Origin of the sequence: Pseudoalteromonas sp. bablab_jr010, from assembly GCF_016464105.1 — a bacterium.
Classification (GTDB): domain Bacteria; phylum Pseudomonadota; class Gammaproteobacteria; order Enterobacterales; family Alteromonadaceae; genus Pseudoalteromonas; species Pseudoalteromonas simplex.
The window spans coordinates 12,823-38,787 of record NZ_JACDWV010000201.1 but is presented as its reverse complement, the minus strand read 5'-3'; the positions used below and the strand labels follow the sequence as shown (position 1 = coordinate 38,787).

The window sequence follows — 25,965 nt, the reverse complement described above, 5'->3', positions numbered from 1 at the left end:
GCCAAAATAGGTCGAAAATCTAGTTAAATAGTAGAATACATTGAGACAAAAAAAAGGCTGATTTAACAATCAGCCTTTAGTCTAAGTTACCGAAATTAAACGTGATTACTCAACGTTAAAGTGTCGGTTGAAGAAACTTGTGATGGTTTGGTGTAAGTGCGTTTGTACGCTCTTGCCACGTAAACTGTGTTTTGAGCCCGGGTAAGTCATCATTTCGAACTGTTTTTCTTGATCTTGCAGTTGTTTGAATAACTTTGTGGCGTGAGTGAATAACACGTTATCATCAGCCATACCGTGATAAATCATCAGTGGGCCTTTTAACCCTTCAGCATACGGGAAAACTGCACTTGCTTCGTAACCTTTCGCGTTAGTTGCAGGGTGACCTACATAACGCTCAGTGTAGTGAGTGTCGTAAAGTGCCCAATCAGTGACTGGCGCACCAGAAACACCGGCTTTGAAGTAGTCGCCCGCTTTAAACATGGTCATAAGCGCCATGTAACCACCGTAGCTGTGGCCATAAATACCAATACGCTCAGGATCAACGTAATCAAGGGTGCGTAAGAACTCGACACCTTTAATTTGGTCTGCCACTTCAGCCACACCTAAGTGCTTATAAATCACGTCTTCAAACTTTTTACCACGGTTGTATGAACCACGGTTATCAAGTTGGAAAATAACATAGCCTTGTTGTGCCATGTATTGGAAGTATAAGTTTTTACTACGCCAGCTGTTTGTTACACGCTGAGCATGAGGACCGCCATACACGTTAACAATAACTGGGTGCTTTTTACCGTCTTGGTAATTAGTTGGCTTGAATAAACGGTAATGCATGATTTGCCCGTCTTCAGCCGTTAGTGTGCCGTATTCTGGGGTGATCAAATCAGCTAGGTAAGGCGTTAATGGGTGTGACTTATCTAACTTGTTTTCTTCAAGCCAAGTGATAAATTCGCCATTAATTTTACGTAATGCCGCAGAGCCAGGCTTATTCACTGATGAGCTGTTATCGATAAAGGTTTTGTTATCTTTAGCAATTACCACATTATGGTAAGCACCTAGCTCAGTTACGCGTTTAATTTCGCCTTTTTTGAATAGCGGTACGCTGTAAAGGTGGCTCTCAAGTGCTGTATCTTTACGACCTGCAAAATACACGATGCCTTTTTTCTCATCGATACCTTTTAAGCTATCAACAACCCATTCACCTTGGGTGATTTGACGGATCATTTCACCGTTTGTGCGGTATAAATAAAGGTGTTTAAAACCGTCGCGCTCAGATGCCCAAACGAAATGCTTTTTATCGTTTAAGAATTGCAAATCAAAGTGTAGGTTAATCCAAGTATCACTGGTTTCTGTTAGGGCAACCGTTTGCTTTTTCGTTTCGCTATTATAAAAACGTAACTCTAAGTTATGTTGCGAGCGGTCTTGCCACTGATAAGAAAGCGTTTTGTTATCTTTTAACCATTTTGCGCGAGCGATATAAATATCTTGATCGTCGCCTAAATCAACCCAGTCAGTTTTTTGATTGTTGATGCTTACAACACCTAACTGAATTTTAACGTTGTCGGTACCTGTAAACGGGTAGCGTTGGTTAAAAAGCTTTACTTCATCGGCGTAAATTTCATTACGGATCGCTTCTTTTACTGGGCTTTCATCAACACGGGTATAGGCGATTTTAGACTCATCACCAGACCACCAGTAGCCAGTCATACGGCCCATTTCTTCTTGCGCAACAAACTCGGCCATACCGTTTTTAATAACACCGCCACCATCTTTACTTAATTGGATTTCTTGACCCGTTTTTAAGTTAAGTGCGTATAGGTTTTGCTCACGAATAAACGATACGAAGTGCCCTTTAGGTGAGAAGCGTGCATCGGTTTCAAATGCGTCTGTCTCGGTTAATTTGCGGCTTTTAGCTGAGGCAAGCTCGTAATAGTAAAGGTCGCCATTAAGTGGGAATAAAAGCGCTTTACCATCTTTAGACCATTTATATTCTAAGATCCCTTTACCAAAAATACGTTGGCGCTCACGGCGTGCTTTTTCTTCATCAGATAAGTTTTCTGGACCAGAAAATAGCGCAGCAGAGTCAACTAATAAGCGGTTTTTGTTATCTTTTAAGTTGTATTCCCATAGATCGTAGCGGTTGTAATCATCGGTTTTACCTTGCAGGTAAGTGACACGACTGCCGTCTGGAGAGAATTTAAGTTGTACAGGCGCTTTGCCTGCTAAGCTTGGATCGTCAAAAATACGCTCAAGTGTGAGTGGTTCAGCAGTCACACTAAATGCAGTGGCCACCACTGGCAGAGCAAGTGAGAGAGATTTAATTTTTTTTAGCACAGGAGTACCTTCGCTCGAATAAAAACTGCCATGATGTTAATGGTAAGCTTAGGCAACTGCAACAAAATGCTATAAAGTAGGATATTGATTACCCAATATCAAAGGATTTATTGATGAAAAATACTGATACGTCGTTTTCTCTGGCCCCAGAACTACAACGCGACTGCATTGAACTTGCGGATTGGCCACTGTGTAAAGTATTGCTGATGAATGATAGCCAATACCCTTGGTTTATCTTAGTGCCAAGAGTTGCAGACGTTAAAGAGATTATCGATCTGTCTGAAGAGCTACAAATTACCTTATTACAAGAGTCGGGCAAACTGAGTAAGTTGTTACAACAGGTATTCAGCCCAGACAAACTCAATATAGCAGCATTGGGTAATATGGTGCCGCAATTACATGTTCATCATATTGCACGCTTCACTACCGATCCGGCTTGGCCAGCGCCTATTTGGGGTAAATTACCGGCAGTTCCATATAGCGATGAACAAATAGAGCAACTAAGAGCACATTTTTAATCAATCATATTAAATTGCGCTAAGCTAAGTAGATGCGAAAAATAAGAGACTAATAAAAGTGAAAAGCACAGTAATAGCCGTATTGGCTTTTCTATGTTCATTTTCCGTAACAGCAAAAAGTTATTACTTTGTTGGGAGCCATTTCCCCGCAATCTTAGAACAAGATCAACAAGGTACAGTGATTGGTTTAGGTGCTGATATTGCTCATGAAATTTGTCGACGCCTTGGGCATGAACTCGTCATCGATATCATGCCACTAAAGCGTGCTTTAAAAATGGTTGAGCAAGGCCATGCAGATGCCATTATCGGTCCTTATAAGTCTCTTCAACGTCAACAATATATGCAATTTAGTGCCTTGCCATTTTATGAAGATCCTATTGTCTTTTTTACCAAAAAAAATAGCGATGTAACTTGGGCTGGTAATTTCGCAAGCTTACGTAAAGACGTGATTGGTATTACTCGGGGTTGGAATTATGGTTCAGAATTTAAACGCAATAAATCAAGTTTAACTTTGTCAGAAGTGGCGAGTGTTAAAGCTAGTTTTTTACAGTTAATGCATAATCGAGTTGATCTAGTGATGACTCACCCGCGAGCTGCTCTTCCGATTATTGATGATTTATCAATTTCTAGTAAGGTTATCATGCTGTCGCCAATCATTACGGTGAATCAAGGCTATTATGGTTTCACTAAGCAACGGGAGCTTAATGAGTTTATAGATGACTTTAATTCAGAGTTTAATAAGATGTTGATTAGTGGTGATATAGTCCAGCTGAATAGCAAATATGGATTAAGTTTTGTCGCACGAGAATAATAAAAAACGCTGCAATTGCAGCGTTTTTTATATCAGACAAGGCTGGTATTAAAGGCCTAATACTTCTTTGCCTTGTTTGAAAGTAACATCAACTGGGATATTAGCTTGGCTTAATTTTTCTAAATCTTTCGCTAGCTCTGCTTTGATCTCACCATGAGTTGCGATTAGCTGATCAACTTTTTGGTAATCACCGTCACCTTGAATCGTTAAGATTAAGCGCGATAGTTTTTCCATTGCTTGGCTCATTTTCTCCATGTTAACGCTGTATAAGCCGTCAGCATTTTTAGAAAATGCGCCTTCTTCAGCGAAGAAGTTAAAGCGGATCATATTCGCTTTACCATGTGCGCTTGAAGCACCAAAACGCACTGAACGGAAGATACCAGCCATAAAGGTGATGTAGTAATCTTCTAATGTACCGTCAGTGATCTCGCCTTTCTTAAGTAATTGCTCAACCATGTAAAGACCTAAGATATCCGCTTTACCTTCTTCAAGGGCACTTGCATGCTCTTGCAATGATTGGCGAACAGTACCCTTACCCGTAATGGTGTTTTTAATGCCTAAACCGTGCGCTACTTCGTGGAACATCGTGTTTGCGAAGAAAGCGTCAAAGGTAATGTGTTTACGTTGCTCAGGAACAATTAGCTGTTCTGAAATAGGCACTAAGATTTTATCGAACTTAGCGCGCATGGCGTTTTTAAGCTGTAAACGACGTGTGCCTTTTTCTAGCTGTACTTGCTCATCATTTGGCAAGTTGATAGCAATTGTTTTACTACCCGCATTTGAGTGGCCTGCGTAATAAACGACATCATAAGCATTTAGGTCAGCGTCTGAACCTGGGACTTCTTGCTTATATTTTTCGTCTACAGGTAAACCTTTTTGTAGCTCAGGTAAGAAAGCAGCGAATTTAGCTAAACGCTCGCTCCATGCCAAGTCTTTGATTAGTACATAAGATTCATACGCCGCACGGTAACCAAATAATTGATCTTCATAGGTTTCGATAGGGCCAATAACCACGTCAATTGGGTTATTTTTCATATCCATCCACGCAAAATCAGATGGTTGGAAGTCATCACTTACTAGTGCGTCTGCGCGCATGCTTAAGTAGTTAGCGAATTCTTTATCATCAGCTAGCTTGCTTGCTTCACGTAATAAATTAGCTGCTTTTTCTAACTCTTGTGCGTACTCAACAGAGTAAGCCACACTGTAAAGAAGGCCTTTCTCGTCACGTTTGATCACTGAGTAAAGACCTGTTTTGTCATCAACGATTGCGTTGTTTAATTCTTCTTTAGTGATATCGCTTGGGTAAAATTCAGCGCCTAGAGGCTTTTCTTCATAACCTGATAAGAAAACTTGGTCGCCGTTTAAGCGATCCCAAGGGCCGTAGTTGATATCTGCAAACTTCTGAACTTTTTCATCATTGATTTTTGCTAAGAAAGCGTCTTTGTTCTCACCAAATGCTTGGCGCCAGAATAGCTCATCCATAATTTTTGAGGCATCGATCAACTTACCAACCATTTGCTTTTGGTTATCACTCAGGTGGCTAAGATCAGAAGTAAGTGTGAAGTCTGTGTAAATGTCTAAACGGTTTTCATCTGCATTGATAAGTTGTGGGTTGTTCTGTTCAATACTTTGCTTTGTTTGCTCTGCAGCAGGCTGAGTTTGAGAAGTGGTTGCTTGCTGATCAGAACATGCACCAAGAAAAACAGCACCTGATAAGATAAGTGCTTGGCTAATTTTATTTAATGTCATTTTGCCCGTTCCCGATTTTAGTGAGAGTCATTGTTATTAAAACAAAAAGTGTATGCATTAAAGCAAACCTGCCATATACATGGCAAGTATACAGCGCTAGAAGCGATATTTATTTATCAGTTACATGATTAAAATGCATAAAAAGAGATAATTTCTGTGATTTTCTTAACTTTAGCGTTAAGTTAGACAATACTAAAACAAGAACTAATCTAATAATGTCAGTCATTAGTTTGTCTTTATTTTGGCAAACTAACCCAAGAGGATGGCACGCATATGTCAACAGAGAATGCATTACTGACCATATTGGTCGACAGAATAAATAATGACACTTTAGTGTTACCGACATTACCTGAAGTTGCAGTAAAAGTGAGGCAAGCAGCAGATAACCCAGAAGTAAACTTGATGGATATGGCAGATGTTATCTCCCATGATCCAGCGTTATCGGCACGAATGATTAAAGTGGCCAACAGTGCATTTATGGGGCGCTCAGTTAAAGTCACCAATCTTCATCAAGCCGTCACACGAATTGGTCTACGTCAAATCAAAAATATTGCCACCGCAATGGCGATGGAACAATTGTTTGTATCGCATAATGAGCTGATAAAAGGGTATATGGATAAAGCATGGCAAAAAACCCTTAAAGTTGCATGTCACTCAATTACTCTAATGGACTTTTTCTTACGTCGAAATAAGCAAACATCACTGAACCGAGATACCATTACGCTAGCTTCATTAGTCTATAACATAGGCGTGTTGCCAATTTTGACTGAGGCTGAAAAGCACCCTGAAGTTTTTGCAAATCCAAGTTTTTTGGCACACGCTATCCAAAAATTAGGAGGCAAAGTAGGTGGCGCAATTATGCGTGCTTGGGGCTTTACTGATGAGTTCGTCGAAGTTGCTGAAAGCTGGGCAAATCCAAACTATCGTCCAGAGCATATATGCTATGTTGACTTTATTCGTATTGGTGCGATTTTAGAAGGCATCTTGCAGGTTTCTGACAAATCGGCAGCATTGCAAACATACGTAGATAAAGGCGTAATAGAATCGCTTGAGTTATTTAATGAAGACGAATATCACGATATGCTTGATGAGGTCAAAGCCATTTTTACTGAATAGCTAAAAACACAAAGCGCGACCAAGTCGCGCTTTGTGTTAATTAACATTTAGGTTAATTTTATAAATCTTCAGCGTCGCCTAAGCCTTGGGTCAGCTCTTCTAGCAACTGTTTAATTTCTTCTGACGCTAAGATGAAGTCAGCATCAAGTTTTACCGCCATATCTTCTTTTGGAATGTCGGCGTTTTCTTCTTTTAATGTTTCTGAATAGCTTAGACGCTTAATCGAACCATCGTTTTGTAGCATGAACTTAACGCGTTCTTGCCAATCAAGAGCCAGTTTAGTTACGCGCTTACCATTTTCTAGGTGTGACTTTACTTCGTCACATGATAAGTCATGGCCTTTCAATTTGACCTGAGCACCACTGTCATCGGCTTCTTCAAGCTCTGCATCGTTACCGATAGAGAAGCCTTCAGGAGTGCTGAAATTAGTTAACCAATCTGTTAAAAATACATCTAAATCATAATTAGCAAATGCAGGTACGACAGGTAGCGTGCCAAGTGATTTACGAAGTAGGGCTAAAAGCTCTTCTGCTTTATTAAAGCTTGCGCTGTTAACGACAACCCAGCCATTCTTTTGGTCAATAAACGCAAACTGTAGGCTCGACTTTTTAAATGCTTGAGGCAGTAAAGTGTGCAGAATATTTTCTTTTAGTTCGTCTTTTTCTTTTTTCTTTACCGGACGGTTTTCTTCCGCTTCGATTTGCTCAACTTTCTCTGCAACCAATTCGTTGATAACGGCCGCAGGCAGTACTTTTTCTTCACGCTTAGCGCATACTAAAATGCTGTCTTGAGAGAAGTGAGATAGAGTTTGACCATGCTTACCAAAGGCTTTTGTCCAACCAAATGTTGAAAGCTCTTGGCCTGTACATGAGCGGAACAGATCTTGTTCTAGGGCTTTGTCGAAGTCTTCTTGAGAGTATGAAACGTCTTGTTTAAAACGGTAGCAGATAAGGTTACTAAACCACATAATTAGGCTAATCCTTTCAATAAATTTGCCCAATCATAACAATAAAAAACTGATGCCGAAATGAATCATTTCGCCATCAGTACGAAATGCTTATGAGTTAAACATTGAAAGCGGTTTAGGCATGTTTTTTGGGAAACTAATATGGTAATGCAAGCCTTTTCCAACTTCGCTTGTTACTTCTATATCACCGCCAAGGGTTTGCTTCACTAAGTTTAAAGTGATATGAGTACCTAACCCACTGCCACCCTGATCACGCTTGGTTGTGAAGAACGGGTCAAACAGTTTTTCTAGCTGATGTTCGGATACACCATTACCATTATCTTTAAAGTCGATAACGACTTCATCTTCTTCGTCTTTAATTATGATATCTATGATGCCACTTTCAATACCTTCAAAGCCATGAATAAGTGCGTTCATGATCAAGTTTGTAAAAATTTGGCTAATAGCGCCTGCAGGCAGGTTGAGTGTTAAATCTTCAGGGCAATCTAAATTGATATGATGAGATGTTTTCTTTAGTTTTGGATGTAAAGAGCGGATCACTTCACCTAAATACTCTTTGAAATTAATAGTACGTACCGCTTCACTGGCTTGATCGACTGCAATTTGTTTGAAACTTGCAACCAACTCTGATGCACGGTCTAAATTACTAGTAAGTAAGCTAGTGCTTTGCTTGGCGTCATTAATAAACTCTTCAAGCGCTTTTGGTGATAGGGTTTTTTCTTTGTATGCCGCTTCAATCTGATCTAAACGTTCTTGTAAAAATGAAGTCGCAGTCACACCAATCCCGATTGGTGTATTTACATCATGGGTAATACCTGCAACTAAGCCGCCTAAAGCAGCCATTTTCTCGGAGCCGACTAGGCGCTCCTGTGCTAAGTTCAACTCATCAACATAGCGCTGTAACTCAGTTTGCTTGGTTATGAGTTCTTGTTCAGTTTGTTTACGAAGGTCTATCTCTTCAGTCAGTGTTAGCTTTTGTTTTTCTAATTCATATTTCTGTTGCTGCAAATCCATCATCGCTTGGCTAAGGTTAGATGTTTTGCGCGCGACTTCTTGCTCTAACTGTAAATTATGTTGGTCGAGTTTTTCATTACTAAGTACAAGCTCTTTCTGAGTATGTTCCAGTTCTTCTCGGTAGAGAACAACTTTATCTATTAAACGGTTAAAAGATTCTTCCATTACTTTTAATTCGTTGTGTTCAGTTGTGTGGATCTCGATATGGCGGCCTTCTAAATCGTTTAGTTCAAGATCTTCAATTTGTTCTGTAAATTGCGCAAGTGGTTCAGTTAAGCGTTTTCTAAATGCTAATAAGAAAAGTATGATCAAAAAGGTGGTTTTGATCATTGCGTTACCGATTAGAAAATAAATAGAGATCATGATGCGGCTAAATACCACTTCTCGGCTTGAGAATAAGGTTACATCGCCTACTTGAGTTGTTTTACCCGAAAACTCAAAAATAAGCGGAAATGTATAGCCGAATAAACCGGATGGTGTATCTTCAATTATCGCTTCTTCTTGCACTAACTGCTGGCTATATAGCTCGTGAATATCTAATGAGCGACCTAATTGTGAGAGTACCTCGCCACTATCATCGCGCACAATAATGCCTTCGATCATAGGGATTGCGAGTAAGCCTTCAGCTGTTGTGATGGTTTGTTTATCGTTAAGTTCCCAAATTGCACGGGTTAAACTACGGCTAAATGTTTTTTGTAAAGTGGTTAATTCGTCACGAATGTAATCTTTAGTGTTTACATATTCAGCAATAACCTGCCCACAGGTCACTACAAAAGTGAGTAAGAAGTAGACCGAGAGCACATTTGTTAACAATTCTTTTGATAGGCTTTTCTGTAACATAGAATACCCATAGCTCCTTGGTTACATTTGTAATACATTCAATTAGTTCTAAAGTTAGCTAATAAACGGTTAAAAATAAATAAATAAATCCTTTTTTACTGGAGTATTTATAAATTGTTACTATTTTTTAAAAAAACTTAACCTTACTGCACCAATAAAAGTGTGTTATAAATTTCGCTCGTCTTTTACTTTAGCCTTTTTAGATGTTGTATTTGCTACAGCGAAGATTTTTATATTCATGAATAACCCTAATTTTTCAATACTGGTTTGTGATGATTCAAGTATAGCTCGCAAACAAGTAGTTCGGTGCTTAGGTAACTGTTTAAGTGCTGATATTCAACAAGCAACCAATGGTCGAGAAGCACTTGCTTTACTACGCGAGCAAAACTTTGATCTATTGTGTTTGGATTTAACTATGCCAGAGCTAGATGGTGTTGCTGTACTTGAAACGATCAAAGCAGAGAAAATAGAGTGCTTTGTTATAGTGATTTCAGCTGATATTCAAGCGCAAATGAAGCAAAAAGTAGTTAGTTTGGGAGCCATTGATTTCATCGATAAGCCAATAGATATTGTTCGACTGAAAGCAACTTTGCATAAATTTGGTATTCATTAATATTTTTTATAACAAAAGCGCATAATTTATCTTTTCTTTAAGGGTTGACAGCTTGGCTACATTTAAGGCAGTCTAAAGGCTATGAAAACATTTAATCACGCAACGACCATTATTATTACAACCATCATCCTTACGGGATAGTGGCATAGGTCGGTGCAACAAATTTATAGGCCTGTGTTCACTAGAACACAGGCCTTTTTCGTTTATGGAATGAGGAAACATAAATAATGCGAGTATTAAAATTTGGTGGGTCGTCCTTGGCCGACTACGCATGTTTGCAACAGGTAGCTCAGTTAGTCAAAGAAGAATTACGCGATGAAATGCTGTTAGTGCTGTCAGCACCAGGTGGCATGACAGATTCATTAGTAGCATTAGCAAGCGCCGCAGAGCAGGGGCAAGATTTTAGTGAGTTATGGCAAGCATTGGTTGCGCGCTGTGAACAATTAAAAGCTGCTGTTGAAGCTGACTTTGGTCAGGTAGTGAATTGGCCTGATTTAAACGAACTTAAGAATAAACTGGATGGTGTTGCACTTTTGAAGTGTTGCCCAGACCAAGTACGTGCTTATGCAATTAGTTTTGGTGAGCGCGTTAGTGTTGCCTTGATGGAGTGTATGCTTAACGAAAGTAATGCTCGTTATTTAGAAGCAACAGACTGTATTGCATCTGTAGGTGGCTACATTGATGCTGAAGCTGACTTGGCCGCAAGTAAGTTACGTTTTCAAGCTGCATTAAAAGCGGCACCGAGCACAATTTATATCATGCCGGGTTTCACTGCTGCCAATGAGCAGGGGGAACTAACAACACTTGGTCGCAATGGTTCAGATTACTCAGCAGCTATTGCGGCAGCATGCCTAGAAGCTGATGTATGCCAGATCTGGACTGATGTTGACGGTGTTTACAATGCTGACCCGCGCTATATCAAAAAAGCATCTAAGGTTGATTCTTTATCTTATAAAGAAGCAATGGAGCTGTCTTACTTTGGTGCGAAAGTATTACACCCGAAAACGATTTTACCTTGTGCTAAAGCAGGTGTGCCGTGTGAGATCAAAAATACTCATAACCCACGCGCTGAAGGTTCAGTGATCAGTAACGACAGTGTGTCGAACGAGCCTGTTAAAGCGCTATCAAGTTTACAAAACCTCGCTATGTTAACGGTGTCTGGCCCAGGTATGAAAGGCAAAGTGGGTATGGCATCAAAAGTATTTAATGCATTGGCGCATGACAATGTGTCAATTGTACTAATCACACAATCTTCGTGTGAATTTAGTATCAGTTTCTGTGTGCATGAGAGCGACCTATCACTTGCTCTAGAAGCATTACAAATTGCTTTCGAATTAGAATCACAAGCCGGTTTAATCGAACCAGTTCAAGTACAGCGTAACCTTGCGATTGTAACCCTAGTTGGTGATAACATGCGTGCGCACAAAGGCTTAGCAGCTAAGTTCTTTGCTTCATTAGCTCAAGCGCAGGTTAACATTGTTGCTATTGCACAAGACTCGACTGAGAGTGCTATTTCAGCGGTTATCGATGGTGAACTATGCAACGACGCAGTGAAAGTGTGCCATGAGAACTTCTTTACTCACATTCCTTCAATCGATGTGTTTTTACTTGGCTGTGGCTTAGTAGGTCAAGAACTTATCCAGCAGTTAAAGCGTCAACAAGCATGGCTTGAAAAACGTAATATTAAACTGAACTTGTACGGTGTTGCTAATTCAAGGCAGCTTTATCTAGATAGAGAAGGCATTGCTTTTGATGGTTGGCAAGACAAATTAGCCGTGTCAGAGCAGGCATTTGATTTAAATTTGGTCGAGCAATTTGTTAAACAAAACCATTTAATTAACCCTGTGATCGTAGATTGTAGCTCAGCCGATAAGCTTGCTGGGCAATATGTTGATTTCTTGAATGCCGGTTTCCACGTTGTTGCGGCAAACAAAAAGGCCAATACTAGCTCGTATGCTTACTACCAAGATTTAGTTGTAGCGACACAGAAGAATAATCGTAAGTTTTTATACGAAACAAACGTAGGTGCAGGCTTACCAGTACTTGATAACCTGAAATCACTCTTTGGTGCCGGTGATGAACTTATTAAGTTCAGCGGTATCTTGTCGGGTTCATTATCGTATATGTTTGGTGCGCTACAAGATGGTTTATCACTTAGCGAAGCCACGTTAAAAGCAAAAGAAAGTGGTTTTACAGAACCAGATCCGCGTGATGATTTATCAGGCACTGATGTTGCTCGAAAACTACTGATCATTGCTCGTGAATCGGGTCTTGAGTTAGAACTAAGCGATATCGAAGTTGAATCAGTTTTACCAAAAGGGTTTGCAGAAGGTGATTCTGTAGCAGATTTCATGGCAAAACTACCATCACTTGATGCACAGTTTAACGACCGTATACAAAGTGCTGCAAGCGAAGGTAAAGTACTTCGTTATGTGGGTACTATAGAAAACGGTCAATGTAAAGTAGGCATTGAAGCCGTAGATAGTAGCCATGCTCTTTATGATATCCGTGACGGTGAAAATGCACTGGCCATCTTAAGTCAATATTATCAACCTCGTCCGTTTGTTATTCGTGGTTATGGCGCAGGTGCTGAAGTAACGGCTGCAGGCGTATTTGCTGATATTTTAAAAACGTTAACACGTTAGGAGCTGGTCATGATCCGTGTATATGCACCCGCTTCAATCGGGAATTTTGCTGTCGGCTTTGATGCGCTAGGTGCTGCGCTAGCACCTATCGATGGCACCTTATTAGGCGATGTTGTAGAGGTGAGTGCCGCTGAGCAAGATACTTTTGTCTGCTCTGGCGACTATGCCCACAAACTGCCTGCTAATGCTGAAGAAAACTTGGCTTATCAATGTTTAATTCATTTTAAAGAACACGTTGCACCGACTATGCCAGCGGTAAAACTTGAGCTTAAAAAGAACCTACCAATTGGTTCAGGTTTAGGTTCGAGTGCCTGTTCTGTGGTGGCTGCGTTTGCAGCCCTTGATAAGTTCGCTGAAACCAGCTTATCTCAAGAGCAACTTATCGAGTTGATGGCTGATTTTGAAGCCATTGTTAGTGGCGGTCGTCATTACGATAACATCACACCCTGTTATTTAGGTGGCTTGCAATTAACTGGTGAACTCATTCCCAACAAGTCAATTTCGTTACCTGTTGATAATCAATGGTATTACGTAGCGGCTTTTCCGGGATTTTCACTGAATACCGCAAAAGCGCGTTCGGTCTTGCCAACGCAATTATCAATGCACGACAGTGTTGAGTTCGCACAGCGACTTTCTGCATTTAGCAGCTTATTGCTTACAGGTCGCTTTGACGCAGCGCTTTCCATTATGAGTGATGAAATCGCTGAGCCACATCGCGCACCGCTCATTCAAGGCTTTGCCGAAGCAAAGAGTGCCTTGCCAGAACTTGGTGCAGAGATTGTCAGCATTTCTGGTGCGGGCCCAACATTATTTACCGTGTGTAAGAGCCTGGAAGCTGCTAAGCAGTGTGCAGCTTGGCTGAATGATTATTACATCAATGAGCAGGGCTTCTGCCACATCTGCCAACTTGATCAGCTTGGCACACGACAGCTTTAAAGAATTTAAGGAATAAACATGCAATTACATAATTTAAAAGATGAAACACAACAGGTGTCGTTTGTTGAAGCGGTAAAAACGGGTTTAGGGCGTAATCAAGGTGTATTCTTCCCTAATAGCCTTACACCAATTCAAGACATTGATAAGTTACTTGATTTAGACTTTGTGAGCCGTAGCAGTAAGATTTTATCGCACCTGATTGGTGACGAGATTCCTGCCGATACCGTTGCACAGATGGTGCAAAATGCGTTTAACTTTGATGTGAAGTTAGTTGAAGTAGAAAAAGATATTTATTGTCTTGAATTATTTCATGGCCCAACGCTTGCGTTTAAAGACTTTGGTGGCCGTTTTATGGCTGAGTGTCTTGCGCAATTTAATCAGGGTGAAAAAGTCACGATTTTAACGGCTACATCAGGCGATACAGGGGCTGCAGTTGCCCATGCATTTTATAATAAGCCAAATATCGATGTCGTGATCTTATACCCGAAAGGTAAAATTTCATTAGCGCAGCAAAAGCTATTCACAACGTTAGGCAACAACATTCACTGCTATGCGGTTGATGGTAGCTTTGATGATTGTCAAAGCATGGTAAAACAGGCGTTTTTAGATGATGAAGTGAAACAAAAGCTTGGTCTGAATTCAGCAAATTCAATTAATATCAGCCGTTTAGTTGCACAGGTTTGCTATTACTTTGAAGCGATTGCTCAATTACCAAAAGAGCAGCGTAGTAAAGCGCATATCTCAGTTCCAAGTGGTAACTTTGGTAATGTGTGTGCCGCGATGATCGGTGCTGTGCTTGGTATGCCAGTAGCGAAATTAAGCGCTACAACTAACCAAAACGACACGGTGCCACGTTTCTTACAAAATAAAGAGTGGGCACCGAATGATACGCTTGAGTCACTATCGAACGCGATGGATGTAAGTAAACCGAATAACTGGCCGCGTGTTCAGTTTATGTTGGATAACGAATGGTTTAGTTATAATGACTTTTATTCAAGCTGTGTTGGTGAAGAAGAAACAAAAGAAGTGATGAAAAAAATTCATCAAACCGGTTACATCGCAGAGCCTCATACTGCAATTGCTTATCAGGGCTTGAAAGAAAATCTAGCCGATGGCAGTGCAGGTATCTTTTTAGCGACTGCACACCCAGCTAAATTCAAAGACAGCGTAGAGCAAATTTTAGACATCGAATTGCCTATGCCGAAACCACTAGCAGATGCATTAGCAAAACAGTGTTTAGCTGAAGATATTAAGTTTGATTATCAATTGCTTCGCACTGAGCTGTTTAATAAATTAGCTTAGTGCTTAATAAAGGTATAAAGAGCGGCTAAGCCGCTCTTTTTAATGCAGTCTTTTAATGAAGCCTTTAATGAAGTAACGAATGACTATGTCGGTTTAAAACCCGCATGATAAGAATGACCCCGGCCGAAATACACAGCAAAATACTGATCATCGAGACGAGTTCACTGTGCGTCCATTGCATCAAGGTGAATGCCGAAATAAAAATGATAAAGGGTTTAAATTCATAGTAATAGCGACGTTTTTTTTGTTTAACACGCTGGCTTGAATGATCGGTTCTTCTGGCTTCTGAACGCATCCGCCAAATATTAGCACCTAATAAAAATAAGATTACACCGATGAGAGTTGGTACATAATTATTTGCCAATGCGATACAGCTTATGCCAAGAAAAAAATATCCGTAGGGGACTAATTCATATATTGGTTTAGCTAACATGTACTTATACCATCCTTGATATTGACTAGTCCCATAAGCTTAGTTTGTCCCTATAAAAACGCAATTTAATCGGGCGGTTTTTCGTTGAAATAACATTTTAAATATCTATGAAATATTTTAAATATATAAATTTTTGTTATGTATCAATAAAAAAATATCATTATTAAAACACTGTGAAATAAATTCAATCCCTGTTTAAATATGTTCATCTTTACAAGATAGGCAAAAGTGCGTTTTAAGCGTACAATACAGCCTTCAAAAAACACCATACACGTTGCCTTAGGAGACCCCATGTTAGAACGTAGCATGAATATTTCGGATTTCGATCCAGAGTTATTTGCAGCCATCACTAAAGAGACGGCTCGTCAAGAAGAGCATATCGAACTGATCGCGTCTGAAAACTATTGTAGCCCACGCGTACTTGAAGCGCAGGGTTCTCAGCTTACCAACAAATACGCTGAAGGATACCCAGGCAAACGTTACTATGGCGGTTGTGAGCATGTTGATGTTGTTGAGCAATTAGCAATTGACCGTGCAAACGAATTATTCGGCACAGATTACGCTAACGTTCAACCGCATGCGGGCTCACAAGCAAACGCAGCTGTTTTCCAAGCACTTCTTCAGCCGCACGATACAGTACTAGGTATGAGCTTAGCTCATGGTGGTCACTTAACTCACGGTTCACACGTTAACTTTTCTGGTAAAACGTACAATGCAATTCAATATGGCCTAAACGACGAAACAGGCGAAATTGATTATGCTCAAGTTGAAGCACTTGCATTAGAGCACAAGCCAAAAATGATCATCGCTGGTTTCTCTGCATACTCAGGCGTTGTTGACTGGGCTAAATTCCGTGAAATCGCTGATAAAGTTGGCGCATACTTATTCGTAGATATGGCTCACGTTGCTGGTCTTATCGCAGCGGGTGTATACCCAAGTCCAATCCCTCACGCACACGTTGTTACAACAACAACTCACAAAACATTAGCGGGTCCTCGTGGCGGTCTAATCGTTTCTGCATGTGGTGATGAAGAGATCTACAAAAAGCTAAACAGCGCCGTTTTCCCTGGCGGTCAAGGTGGTCCTTTATGCCACATCATCGCTGCTAAAGCGGTTGCTTTCAAAGAAGCTTTACAACCAGAATTCAAAGCGTACCAAGCACAAGTTGTTAAGAACGCTCAAGCTATGGTTGAAGTACTGCAAGAGCGTGGCTACAAAGTTGTTTCTGGTAAAACAGACAACCACTTATTCCTTCTAGACCTAATCGATAAAGATATCACAGGTAAAGATGCTGACGCTGCTCTAGGTAACGCTAACATCACTGTAAATAAAAACTCAGTACCAAACGACCCACGTTCACCGTTTGTAACGTCTGGTCTTCGTATTGGTTCTCCGGCTATTACTCGCCGTGGTTTCAAAGAAGCTGAGTCAAAAGAGCTTGCTGGCTGGATCTGTGACGTACTAGACAACATCAACGATGAGTCAGTACAAGCAGAAGTAAAAGAGAAAGTTAAAGCTATCTGTAAAAAATTACCAGTTTACGCTTAATTACTGGTTAAACCGTAATTAAGATAACAATAGCGTTGTTTTTTGCTATCATAAAGGCCGCTTACTAAGCGGCCTTTTTGTTTTTTATAAACGGAACTAGAACCCTATGCATTGCCCTTTTTGCACCGCAAAAGATACTAAAGTAATTGATTCTCGACTTGTTGGCGGTGGTCACCAAGTGAGACGTCGACGTGAATGTAACGAATGCCATGAGCGCTTTACCACCTTTGAAGGCGCTGAACTTGTGATGCCAAGAGTCATCAAGCAAGACGGTAGCCGCGAACCATTTAACGAAGACAAGTTACTGAATGGCTTGCATCGCGCTTTAGAGAAACGCCCAGTGAGCACTGAGCAGGTCGACGAAGTCGTTAACATCATTAAATCTCAACTTCGTGCTACCGGTGAGCGTGAAATCTCTAGCCATTTAATTGGCGAATGCATCATGGAGTCGCTGAAAAAACTCGACAAAGTAGCCTATGTGCGCTTTGCATCGGTTTATCGTTCATTTGAAGACATTCGCGAGTTTGGAGAAGAAATCGCTCGTTTAGGTGATTAATCATGTCGTTTACAGAACTTGATACTGTTTACATGGCGCGTGCCATTGAGCTTGCTAAACACGGCCGTTTTACTACCACGCCAAACCCGAATGTTGGCTGTGTACTGGTTAAAGATGACGAAATAGTCGGTGAAGGGTTTCATCAAATCGCAGGGCAGGGCCATGCTGAAGTGAATGCGTTGGCTGTAGCTGGCGATAAAGCAAAGGGCGCCACTGCCTATGTCACTTTAGAGCCTTGTAGTCATTATGGACGCACTCCGCCTTGTGCCGAAGGTTTAAAAGCTGCGGGTGTAAGCAAGGTGATTGCTGCTATGGTTGACCCAAACCCTGCGGTAAGTGGTCGCGGCCTGCAGATATTAGCTGACGCTGGTATTAGTGTGGCATCTGGCTTACTTGAGCAACAAGCGCGCGATTTAAACAAAGGCTTTTTAAAGCGTATGGAAACTGGGTTGCCATATGTAACCTGTAAAATGGCGTGTAGTTTAGATGGTAAAACTGCGCTAAATAACGGTCAAAGTAAATGGATAACAGGCCCTCAAGCGCGCCAAGATGTGCAAGCATTTCGTGCGCAAAGCTGCGCTATCTTAACCGGTGCAGACACCGTTATTACTGATAATGCAAAACTTAATGTCCGTGTTGATGAGTTGCCATTTCCCATGCCAACCTCGTTGCCTTTGCGCCAACCAACCCGAATCATTATTGACTCACAAAACAGGTTAACGCCTGAGCTTGCGTTATTCAGCATCGAGAGCCCGGTAATAATTTTTACCACTTCGCTTGATAATCACACCAAGTGGCCTCACTTTGTTAAACACGAAGTGGTGCCAGCAGTTAACAATAAAGTTGATTTATCGGCGGTTTTAAAGCGTCTTGCTGAACTGCAATTTAATCATATTTGGCTCGAAGCGGGGGCAACCCTTGCTGGGGTGTTTGCCGAGCAAGATTTAATTGACGAATATATTGTTTATATTGCCCCTAAGTTAGTAGGTGATATGGGCAAAAGCTTACTAAACTTTGCAGAAGTCACCATGATGAGTGATATCACTGAATTGACCTTTACTGACACAGTGATGATTGGCGACGATATTCGCTTAACAGCGACAAAAGCAAAGCAAGCCACAAAAATTGAAAATAAAGAGTAGCACTATGTTTACTGGAATTATTGAAGCAACAGGTAAAATTGTTGAACTAACACAAAAGCAAGGCGATCTAGCTATTCGTATTCAAAGCGCTAATTTGGATATGGGAGACGTCAAGCTCGGTGACAGTATTGCCACCAATGGTGTGTGTTTAACGGTTGTCGCTAAACATAGCGATGGTTTTAGTGCTGACTTATCAAACGAAACAATTAGCTTAACTGGGTTTGCACATTATAAAAAAGGGCAAACAGTTAACCTCGAAAAAGCTATGCAACCGGTTTCTCGCCTAGGTGGGCACTTAGTGTCAGGCCATGTTGATGGTATTGCTACTGTCGAAAGTATTAGTCCTAATGCTCGTGCAACTGAGTATTGGTTAAGTACTGACAATGATTTAATGAAGTACATTCCGTACAAAGGCTCGGTGTGTATTGATGGCATTAGCCTAACCGTCAACGAGGTTGAACAAAATCGCTTTAAGCTAACGATTGTTCCACATACTGCTGAGCAAACAACGATTGCAGAATTTCAGGTGGGTACTCAGGTGAACTTAGAAGTTGACCAGATTGCTCGCTATTTAGAGCGCCTAATTAAAGGGGCTGAACAACCTTCCCGTTCAGACATATCAATGAGCTTGCTCGCACAAGCTGGCTTTATTAAGTAAGCAAAGATACGTCACTATTAATCATACTCTCATGGGCACATTATGAATTTACACAGCGCGCAAGAAATTATCGATGACATTAAAGCCGGTAAAATGGTTATTTTAATGGACGATGAAGACCGAGAAAATGAAGGCGATTTAATTATCGCGGCAGAACATATCAGTGCTGATGCCATCAACTTTATGGCAACACACGGCCGTGGTTTAATTTGTTTAACAATGACACAAGAGCGTTGTCAGCAGTTAGAATTACCACTGATGGTTAAAAATAACGGTGCAGCTTTTTCAACTAACTTCACTATGTCGATTGAAGCGGCGAAAGGCGTAACTACAGGTATTTCAGCAGCCGACCGCGCACGTACTGTACAAGCCGCAATCGCTAAAGGTGCCGTACCGAGCGATATCGTACAGCCAGGGCATATTTTCCCAATTATGGCGCAGCCTGGTGGCGTGTTAACACGTGCTGGTCATACTGAAGCGGGTTGTGATTTAGCACGTTTAGCAGGTCTTGAACCTTCATCTGTGATTGTTGAAATTCTAAATGCAGATGGCACTATGGCCCGTCGCCCAGATCTTGAAGTATTTGCTAAAGAGCATGACTTAAAGATTGGCACTATTGCAGATTTAATCGAATACCGAAACCTAAACGAAACCACCATTGAGCGTGTTGCTAAATGTAAACTACCAACGGATCATGGTGAGTTTGATTTAGTGACCTACAAAGACACAATTGATGGTCAGCTTCACTATGTTTTACAAAAAGGTGAAGTATCGAAAGATGAGCCAACGTTAGTACGAGTTCACTTACAAAGCACCTTTAACGATATTCTATTATCAGATAGAAGTGCTGATCGTAGCTGGGGCTTATCAGATGCTATGGCTTATATCGCTGAGCATAACGGCGTGCTGGTTATCTTGGGTAAACAAGAATCAACTGAAGATTTAGAAGCAACCGTTAAAGCCTTTGCCGCTGAAGATGCGGGCGAAAATGTCAGTCATCGTAAATTCCAAGGTACCTCGCGTACTGTGGGTGTTGGTTCGCAAATTTTGGCTGATTTAGGTATTGAAAAGATGCGCTTAATGAGCCGTCCTAAGAAGTACCACGCGCTATCTGGTTTCCACTTAGAAGTGGTTGACTATGTTGAGCCTCGCTCTTAATTTGGGAAAATAGATTTACTAGGCTACTTTTATATTTTTGTGGTATTATGCGCCGTAATTTTTGCGCAATCGCAACCGCTTAAACTTATTTTTTAGGGTTATTAAATGAAAATTATTGAAGGTAACAAATACGCACCGGGCAAAAAATTTGCCATTGTCATTTCTCGCTTTAATGACTTTATTGGTAGCAGCCTATTAGCAGGTGCTGTTGATGAGCTTAAGCGCACAGGTGGTGTTTCTGAAGACGACATTACTGTTGTTTACGTACCAGGTGCCGTTGAATTACCTTTAGCAGCGAAACGCGTTGCAGCAAAGAAAGAACACGATGCAATCATCGCTCTAGGTGTCGTGATCAGAGGTGGTACGCCACACTTTGATTTAGTCGCTGGCGAATCAAACAAAGGTCTTGCACAAGTATCTCTTGAGTACGATATCCCGGTTGCATTTGGCGTATTAACCACTGAAAGCATTGAGCAAGCAATTGAGCGCGCAGGTACCAAAATGGGTAATAAAGGCGGCGAAGCTGCTTTAGGTGCGCTTGAAATGGTTAATGTGTTAGACAAAATTTAAGTTTAAGGAATCTCTGTGAAACCAGCAGCAAGACGTAAAGCACGTATCTTAGCACTTCAAGCCGTATACTCTTGGCAGTTAAGCGGCAACCCAATTGCTGATATTGAACAGCAAATGTTAATTGAAAATGATGTGACTAAGATCGACGTCGAATATTTCAAAGACCTAGCACGCGGTGTTGTTGTTAACTGTAAGCAATTAGATGAAATCGTTGCACCACATTTAGCACGCCCAGCTGATGAGTTAGACATGGTCGAAAAAGCAATTTTACGTCTGTCTGGCTATGAGCTGAAATTCCGTGAAGACGTACCTTACAAAGTGGCAATCAATGAAGGCATTGAGCTTGCTAAGATGTTTGGTGCTGAAGACAGCCATAAATTTGTCAACGGTGTACTTGATAAAGCAGTGAAAGAACTGCGTAAGTAAGTAACCCCGTAAAGGAGAGCCGGCTTGGGCCGGCTTTTTTGTGTATGAAGGAATTTGAATTAATCAATCGTTACTTTAAGGGCCGTGGCATTATTCGCCGTGATGTGAACCTAGGTATTGGTGACGATTGTGCCTTAGTAACTGTGCCTGAAAACTGTCAATTGGCGGTAACAACAGATACTTTAGTTGCGGGCGTACACTTTTTTGATGACATCTCTGCGCGTGCTCTTGGGCATCGAGCTTTAGCTGTTAACTTAAGTGATCTTGCGGCAATGGGCGCTGAACCTACGTGGATTTCGGTAGGCCTAACTTTGCCTGAAGCAAATATAGAGTGGCTTGAAGAGTTCACTGAAGGCATGCATGAAATTGCAGAGTACTTCAATGTGCAAATCATTGGTGGTGATACCACTCAAGGTCCTTTAACTATTACGATTTGTGCTAAAGGCATCGTGCCTGAAGGCAAAGCACTGCGCCGTAGCGGTGCTAAAGTGGGCGATTGGATTTATGTAACTGGTCCGTTAGGTGATGCTGGTGTAGCCATTGAAGCCCGTAAACAAGGCCTCGATATCGCCCCTGAACACTTAAGCTATTTAAATAATCGTTTTGATTATCCGACGCCACGTGTAGCAGCCGGTCAGGTTTTGCGAGGCGCTGCCTCTGCGGCTATCGATATTTCTGATGGCTTGTTGGCAGATTTAGGCCATATTTTAGCGCTATCGCAAGTTAGTGCAGTGATCAATGTCGATAAAGTGCCTGTTTCTGATGCATTAAATTCGTCGATTCCACGTGCCGAGCAGTTTGATTATATCTTAAATTACGGTGACGACTATGAGTTGCTGTTTACTGTGCCAGAAAGCAATAAAAGCATGGTTGATATGAAACTGCGCCAATATGGTGTAGAAGCAAGCTGTGTAGGTCAAATTAAAAGTGGCGAAGGTGAGATTGAGCTATTGCTTGACGGCGAAAAGTTTAACTACCAAGGAAAAGGCTTTCAGCACTTTACAAAGGAGCCGGTTTGAGCAGTAACCGTTTATTCAATTTAAAACGCCCACACCAATTTTTTGGTCTGGGTTTTGGCTTAGGCCTTGCCCCTAAAGCGCCAGGCACCTTTGGTACCTTTGCTGCCTTGCCATTTATTTTCACCACAATGTATTTTCCGCTTTGGTTACAAATTGTATTTGCTGTCGTGATCAGCGTGTTTGGTATTTGGGCATGTGGTAAAACAGCAGATGACTTAGGGGTGCATGATCATCCAGCCATTGTTTGGGATGAAGTTGCTGGTTATTATATCACCATGATTGGTGCTGCACTGAGTTGGCAGTCACTGTTGGTTGGTTTTTTATTGTTCCGCTTTTTTGATATCGCTAAACCAGGTCCTATCAGAATTTTAGATAGACGTTTACACGGGGGCTTGGGCATCATGGCTGATGATATTTTAGCAGGTATTTTTTCATTAATTTGTGTTCAAGCCTTGTTTAAAGCAGGCTATTTGCCTTTTTAAACGATGAGTTAAGTGTTACTTGGTGGCAAGTATATGATGCGATTTCTAGTTGTCTGTTTGTTGATGCTTTGCAGCTTGCCTGCGTTTGCATCTATTACTGACTATGTCGTCAAACAGTGGAACATCCAAAATGGCTTGCCATCGCAATCATTAAAAAGTATTGCTCAAGATGAGCAAGGCTATATGTGGCTGGGTACTCAGTTTGGCTTAAGCCGCTTTGATGGTAATACGTTCACTAACTTCAATACGCAAAACAGCGACTTCCTGCCAAGTAATGGTATCAATAAATTACTAGTCGATAGCACAGGGTTACTTTGGGTTGGTACCAAGAATGGTTTAGTAACACTTGATCCTAAAACCATGATGTCGCAAACCTTTAACGTTAAAGGTCCGGTGCGCGATATTCTCGAAGATTCCAAAGGCAGTATTTGGATTGCAGCGAATGGCCTTTATTATGTTGCTCGAAATCAAGTCACACTCAATCAAAACTCCGCGTTAATTGTACCTGTATCTAATGCCACTGCTATTACGCAAATTGTGGGTTCGGTGAGTCAAATGGCATTGTCGCCAGAAGGCATTTGGCTGGTTAATGAGCGTCACTTATTGCGTTTAACTAATACCTCTTCTGATTTTGCGAAATTACGATTAGAGCTGACTGCCAAGGTTTCACTACCTGAACGATTAGCGCAAACCATTATTCATGACATGGCGTGGCTTGAAGGTAACTTGTATCTTGCATCAGAGCTTGGTGCCTACTTTCTTGATTTAGATGACGAACTGCGTCCATTCCCACTGCCAAATGCCAGTAACTCTGCCGTTTATAAGTTTATGAGCGACTCCGATGGCGCGCTATGGATCTCTACTTATGGACGCTTATTATTCCGTAATAATTCAGGAGATTGGCAATGGGTTGAACCTAGCCAGCTCGATCAAAGCATTTGGTTTGCCGATATTTTCCGTGACAATCAAAATAACATTTGGCTGGCAAGCTTCAGTGAAGGCTTATGGCTTGCTCACGAAGGGCGTATTGAACGTCACTCAGCTATCTCAAATATGACCGAAGCGGTGATGGCGATTAGCCAAGCGCCTGATGGCAAATTATGGGTGGCTAACCGTAGCGGTGTTGGCTACTTCGACTACAACAAGAATTTTGTAAATCAAATTCCGAGTAATCAGTTTGGTCGAGCAGCAGTGCACGACTTACAATTTGATGGTGATCGTTTGTACATCGCAACAGGCCGCGGTGTGTTTTATTACGAAAACCAAAACCTGTATACGGTGCCTGGGCGAGCGCTGCGCGATAACCCAGTATTTGCAATTAGCCGTTCTAGCAAAGGTGGATTTTGGCTCGGTACTGGCCGCGGTATGTACCGCTTAAGTTATGGTGGTTTAACACCTTTTGCATACAATGCCTTCTTAAGCAGCAAATTTATTACTTATGTTCATGATGAGCAAAATTTTGGCTTAATAGGTACCAGTAAAGGAGCTTATTACTTTACCGACCGCGGGATTGAAAAAATTGGCGACCAAACTAGTTTAGAAAGTGCTTACGTCACCAGTATTTTGAATATCGAAGGAGTGGGAATATTAATTGGTTCACTTAACGATGGCTTATTTTATCGCAGTACCAAAGGGCAGTGGCGTCAGTTAGATGCCACCGATGGTCTACCGTATGGCTCTATTTTCAGTCTAGTTTACGACAAGCAATTAAAACGTATTTGGGTCAGTACTATGAAAGGCGTATACCGTATGCCTGTAGAGCAGTTTGGTACTGATATCGAAAGTTTAAAAGTAGAACAAGTGATCTCATCGTTTGACCGTCAACTTGACGGTAAAGCCAGTCAATGTTGTGCAGGCCTTGGCCATGATGCTGTAGCAGACACAGGCAACTCTATTTGGTACCCAAGTCTGCAAGGTGTGGTAGAAATACCAAAGAGCGTTGAGCTGTTTGGTGTACAAGCACTTAAGCCTCGCATTGAAAGCTTGATCACGCCGCTTCGTCATTTAAGTACCGCAACTTTAGGTAATAAGCCTGAGCTACAAATTGATGAACGCGATGTAACGTTAAAATATACCGCGATTGATTATTATGCCCCTTCAAGTATCGAGTTCCGTTATCGTTTAAGTGGCTTAGACAGTGACTGGCGTTATGCCAATACTCGTCGTGAGGCAATCTATACCAACTTACCGCCGGGATCGTTTTTGTTCCAACTTGAAGCAAAGCGTCGTGGTGAAGATTGGCAAAAAGCACGTCGTACCGAGTACAGCTTTGTAGTGCCGCGTCGTTTTGATGAGACTATTTATTTTAGACTCTTGATCACCAGCAGCTTTATTTTACTGTTCTACCTCGTGTTTTGGGTATTTAGAGCGCAAGAGAAACGTAAGCAATTAGCGCTTGAAAGCTTAGTAACAGAACGTACCGTAGAGCTTCGAGAAGCTAACGATAAGCTTAACCAAGTGAACTCACAGCTTAAGCTAGTTAGTCACTCAGATGAGCTTACAGGCTTACGTAGCCGTCGCTTCTTGTTTGATCAGCTCCCTAAAGATATCGAACACTTCCAGCGTAACTCACAGTCATTGCAAGCGCAGGGTAAGTCGCTAGTGCTATTAATAATAAACTTTGATAACTTCAGCCGCATTAATGATGCGTATGGCCCACTTGCAGGCGATAGCTGTTTACAGCAAATGGCGACTTTGTTGAATAGCCGTACTCAAGGTTCTGACTATGTTGCGCGTTGGAGTGGTGATGAGTTTTTACTCTTACTACGTGATTTCAAACGCACAGCAATAGACAATTATGTGGCCGATTTATGTGAAGCAATTGCAGCAAACCCATTTAGATTACCGAATGGGCAGTCGACCACTATCACTGCGTCGATTGGTTGGTCTTTTTATCCATTACCTTTACTGGGTGGCCAAGTTATTGGTTGGGAAACCTCAGTTAACCTTGCCGATATCGCACTGCATCAAGTTAAAAAGCGCGGTGGCGATGGTGTAGCAAACATTACCTTTGATGAGCAATTAGATGCCTTTGAGTTCGAGCAAAGCAACAATGTTGATCAGCAACTCAGCGCACTGCAAGCCAATGGTTTAGCCGATATTAAAATTTGGATGCGTTAATACTCTCTAAA

Annotated in this window: 22 protein-coding genes; 17 read left to right on the top strand and 5 right to left on the bottom strand. The window is 41.4% G+C overall.

All coding sequences use genetic code 11. The features are described 5' to 3' along the window. Positions 1 to 105: 105 nt before the first annotated feature. Positions 106 to 2,331 carry a S9 family peptidase gene (locus JIG37_RS20905; RefSeq protein WP_199530195.1) on the bottom strand — a complete coding sequence of 742 codons (2,226 nt, stop codon included), beginning with the start codon at positions 2,329 to 2,331 and terminating at the stop codon, positions 106 to 108. Positions 2,332 to 2,444: 113 nt separating this feature from the next. Here JIG37_RS20905 and JIG37_RS20900 point away from each other — a divergent pair, with 113 nt between their 5' ends. Together JIG37_RS20900 and JIG37_RS20895 are read left to right on the top strand one after the other, a co-directional pair. Then, complete coding sequence (locus JIG37_RS20900) at positions 2,445 to 2,849, top strand: HIT domain-containing protein (RefSeq protein WP_138600394.1); 405 nt, start codon at positions 2,445 to 2,447, stop codon at positions 2,847 to 2,849. Between the two features lie 58 nt (positions 2,850 to 2,907). Beyond that, a complete protein-coding gene (locus JIG37_RS20895) occupies positions 2,908 to 3,660 on the top strand; it encodes a transporter substrate-binding domain-containing protein (protein ID WP_054552586.1) in 753 nt (250 codons plus the stop codon). 48 nt (positions 3,661 to 3,708) lie between these two features. Here the strand turns inward: JIG37_RS20895 and JIG37_RS20890 are convergent, their stop codons facing one another. Further along, complete coding sequence (locus JIG37_RS20890; RefSeq protein ID WP_199530194.1) at positions 3,709 to 5,409, bottom strand: Zn-dependent hydrolase; 1,701 nt, start codon at positions 5,407 to 5,409, stop codon at positions 3,709 to 3,711. A 273-nt stretch (positions 5,410 to 5,682) separates the two neighbouring features. Here JIG37_RS20890 and JIG37_RS20885 point away from each other — a divergent pair, with 273 nt between their 5' ends. Then, complete coding sequence (locus tag JIG37_RS20885; RefSeq protein WP_054552584.1) at positions 5,683 to 6,525, top strand: HDOD domain-containing protein; 843 nt, start codon at positions 5,683 to 5,685, stop codon at positions 6,523 to 6,525. Between the two features lie 58 nt (positions 6,526 to 6,583). On the opposite strand, the gene rdgC is transcribed toward JIG37_RS20885, so the two are convergent. Together rdgC and JIG37_RS20875 are read right to left on the bottom strand one after the other, a co-directional pair. Next, positions 6,584 to 7,492: a recombination-associated protein RdgC gene (gene rdgC / locus JIG37_RS20880; protein WP_054552583.1), complete on the bottom strand. Its 909-nt coding sequence runs from the start codon at positions 7,490 to 7,492 to the stop codon at positions 6,584 to 6,586. A gap of 90 nt (positions 7,493 to 7,582) precedes the next feature. Beyond that, positions 7,583 to 9,346, bottom strand: a complete 1,764-nt coding sequence (locus tag JIG37_RS20875) for a HAMP domain-containing sensor histidine kinase (protein WP_054552582.1) — start codon at positions 9,344 to 9,346, stop codon at positions 7,583 to 7,585. A 238-nt stretch (positions 9,347 to 9,584) separates the two neighbouring features. On the opposite strand from JIG37_RS20875, the gene JIG37_RS20870 reads away from it, so the two are divergent. The 4 genes from JIG37_RS20870 (at position 9,585) to thrC (ending at position 14,842) form a co-directional block, all read left to right on the top strand. After that, a complete protein-coding gene (locus JIG37_RS20870; protein WP_138600400.1) occupies positions 9,585 to 9,959 on the top strand; it encodes a response regulator in 375 nt (124 codons plus the stop codon). Positions 9,960 to 10,186: 227 nt separating this feature from the next. Further along, a complete protein-coding gene (gene thrA / locus JIG37_RS20865) occupies positions 10,187 to 12,604 on the top strand; it encodes a bifunctional aspartate kinase/homoserine dehydrogenase I (RefSeq protein ID WP_194442890.1) in 2,418 nt (805 codons plus the stop codon). 9 nt (positions 12,605 to 12,613) lie between these two features. Continuing rightward, a complete protein-coding gene (gene thrB, locus JIG37_RS20860; protein ID WP_199530193.1) occupies positions 12,614 to 13,540 on the top strand; it encodes a homoserine kinase in 927 nt (308 codons plus the stop codon). A gap of 18 nt (positions 13,541 to 13,558) precedes the next feature. Further along, positions 13,559 to 14,842, top strand: a complete 1,284-nt coding sequence (thrC, locus tag JIG37_RS20855; protein ID WP_194442888.1) for a threonine synthase — start codon at positions 13,559 to 13,561, stop codon at positions 14,840 to 14,842. Positions 14,843 to 14,906: 64 nt separating this feature from the next. Here thrC and JIG37_RS20850 read toward each other — a convergent pair whose 3' ends face one another. Beyond that, positions 14,907 to 15,206, bottom strand: coding sequence for a hypothetical protein (locus JIG37_RS20850; RefSeq protein WP_138615810.1), 300 nt, complete (start codon positions 15,204 to 15,206; stop codon positions 14,907 to 14,909). Positions 15,207 to 15,566: 360 nt separating this feature from the next. Between JIG37_RS20850 and glyA the strand changes: the two genes are divergently transcribed. The 10 genes from glyA to JIG37_RS20800 all read left to right on the top strand — a co-directional run bounded on the left by glyA (position 15,567) and on the right by JIG37_RS20800 (position 25,954). Then, positions 15,567 to 16,823, top strand: coding sequence for a serine hydroxymethyltransferase (glyA, locus tag JIG37_RS20845; protein ID WP_054552577.1), 1,257 nt, complete (start codon positions 15,567 to 15,569; stop codon positions 16,821 to 16,823). A 106-nt stretch (positions 16,824 to 16,929) separates the two neighbouring features. Beyond that, positions 16,930 to 17,379 carry a transcriptional regulator NrdR gene (nrdR, locus tag JIG37_RS20840; RefSeq protein WP_054552576.1) on the top strand — a complete coding sequence of 150 codons (450 nt, stop codon included), beginning with the start codon at positions 16,930 to 16,932 and terminating at the stop codon, positions 17,377 to 17,379. A gap of 2 nt (positions 17,380 to 17,381) precedes the next feature. Further along, entirely contained in the window at positions 17,382 to 18,521 is a 1,140-nt protein-coding gene (gene ribD / locus JIG37_RS20835; protein WP_194442887.1) for a bifunctional diaminohydroxyphosphoribosylaminopyrimidine deaminase/5-amino-6-(5-phosphoribosylamino)uracil reductase RibD, read from the top strand. A 4-nt stretch (positions 18,522 to 18,525) separates the two neighbouring features. Beyond that, positions 18,526 to 19,179: a riboflavin synthase gene (locus JIG37_RS20830; RefSeq protein WP_194442886.1), complete on the top strand. Its 654-nt coding sequence runs from the start codon at positions 18,526 to 18,528 to the stop codon at positions 19,177 to 19,179. Between the two features lie 42 nt (positions 19,180 to 19,221). Then, positions 19,222 to 20,337 carry a bifunctional 3,4-dihydroxy-2-butanone-4-phosphate synthase/GTP cyclohydrolase II gene (gene ribBA, locus JIG37_RS20825; RefSeq protein WP_138615817.1) on the top strand — a complete coding sequence of 372 codons (1,116 nt, stop codon included), beginning with the start codon at positions 19,222 to 19,224 and terminating at the stop codon, positions 20,335 to 20,337. Positions 20,338 to 20,442: 105 nt separating this feature from the next. Continuing rightward, entirely contained in the window at positions 20,443 to 20,907 is a 465-nt protein-coding gene (ribE, locus tag JIG37_RS20820) for a 6,7-dimethyl-8-ribityllumazine synthase (protein ID WP_054562661.1), read from the top strand. 15 nt (positions 20,908 to 20,922) lie between these two features. Continuing rightward, a complete protein-coding gene (gene nusB / locus JIG37_RS20815) occupies positions 20,923 to 21,333 on the top strand; it encodes a transcription antitermination factor NusB (protein ID WP_054552571.1) in 411 nt (136 codons plus the stop codon). 44 nt (positions 21,334 to 21,377) lie between these two features. Beyond that, complete coding sequence (gene thiL, locus JIG37_RS20810; RefSeq protein WP_194442885.1) at positions 21,378 to 22,352, top strand: thiamine-phosphate kinase; 975 nt, start codon at positions 21,378 to 21,380, stop codon at positions 22,350 to 22,352. Beyond that, on the top strand, positions 22,349 to 22,834 hold the full coding sequence (locus tag JIG37_RS20805; RefSeq protein WP_062566077.1) for a phosphatidylglycerophosphatase A: 486 nt from the start codon (positions 22,349 to 22,351) through the stop codon (positions 22,832 to 22,834). The genes thiL and JIG37_RS20805 overlap by 4 nt, the downstream gene beginning before the upstream one ends. A gap of 33 nt (positions 22,835 to 22,867) precedes the next feature. Next, positions 22,868 to 25,954 (top strand): ligand-binding sensor domain-containing diguanylate cyclase, encoded by a 3,087-nt coding sequence (locus JIG37_RS20800; protein WP_194442884.1) that lies wholly within the window; start codon positions 22,868 to 22,870, stop codon positions 25,952 to 25,954. Positions 25,955 to 25,965 lie beyond the last annotated feature (11 nt).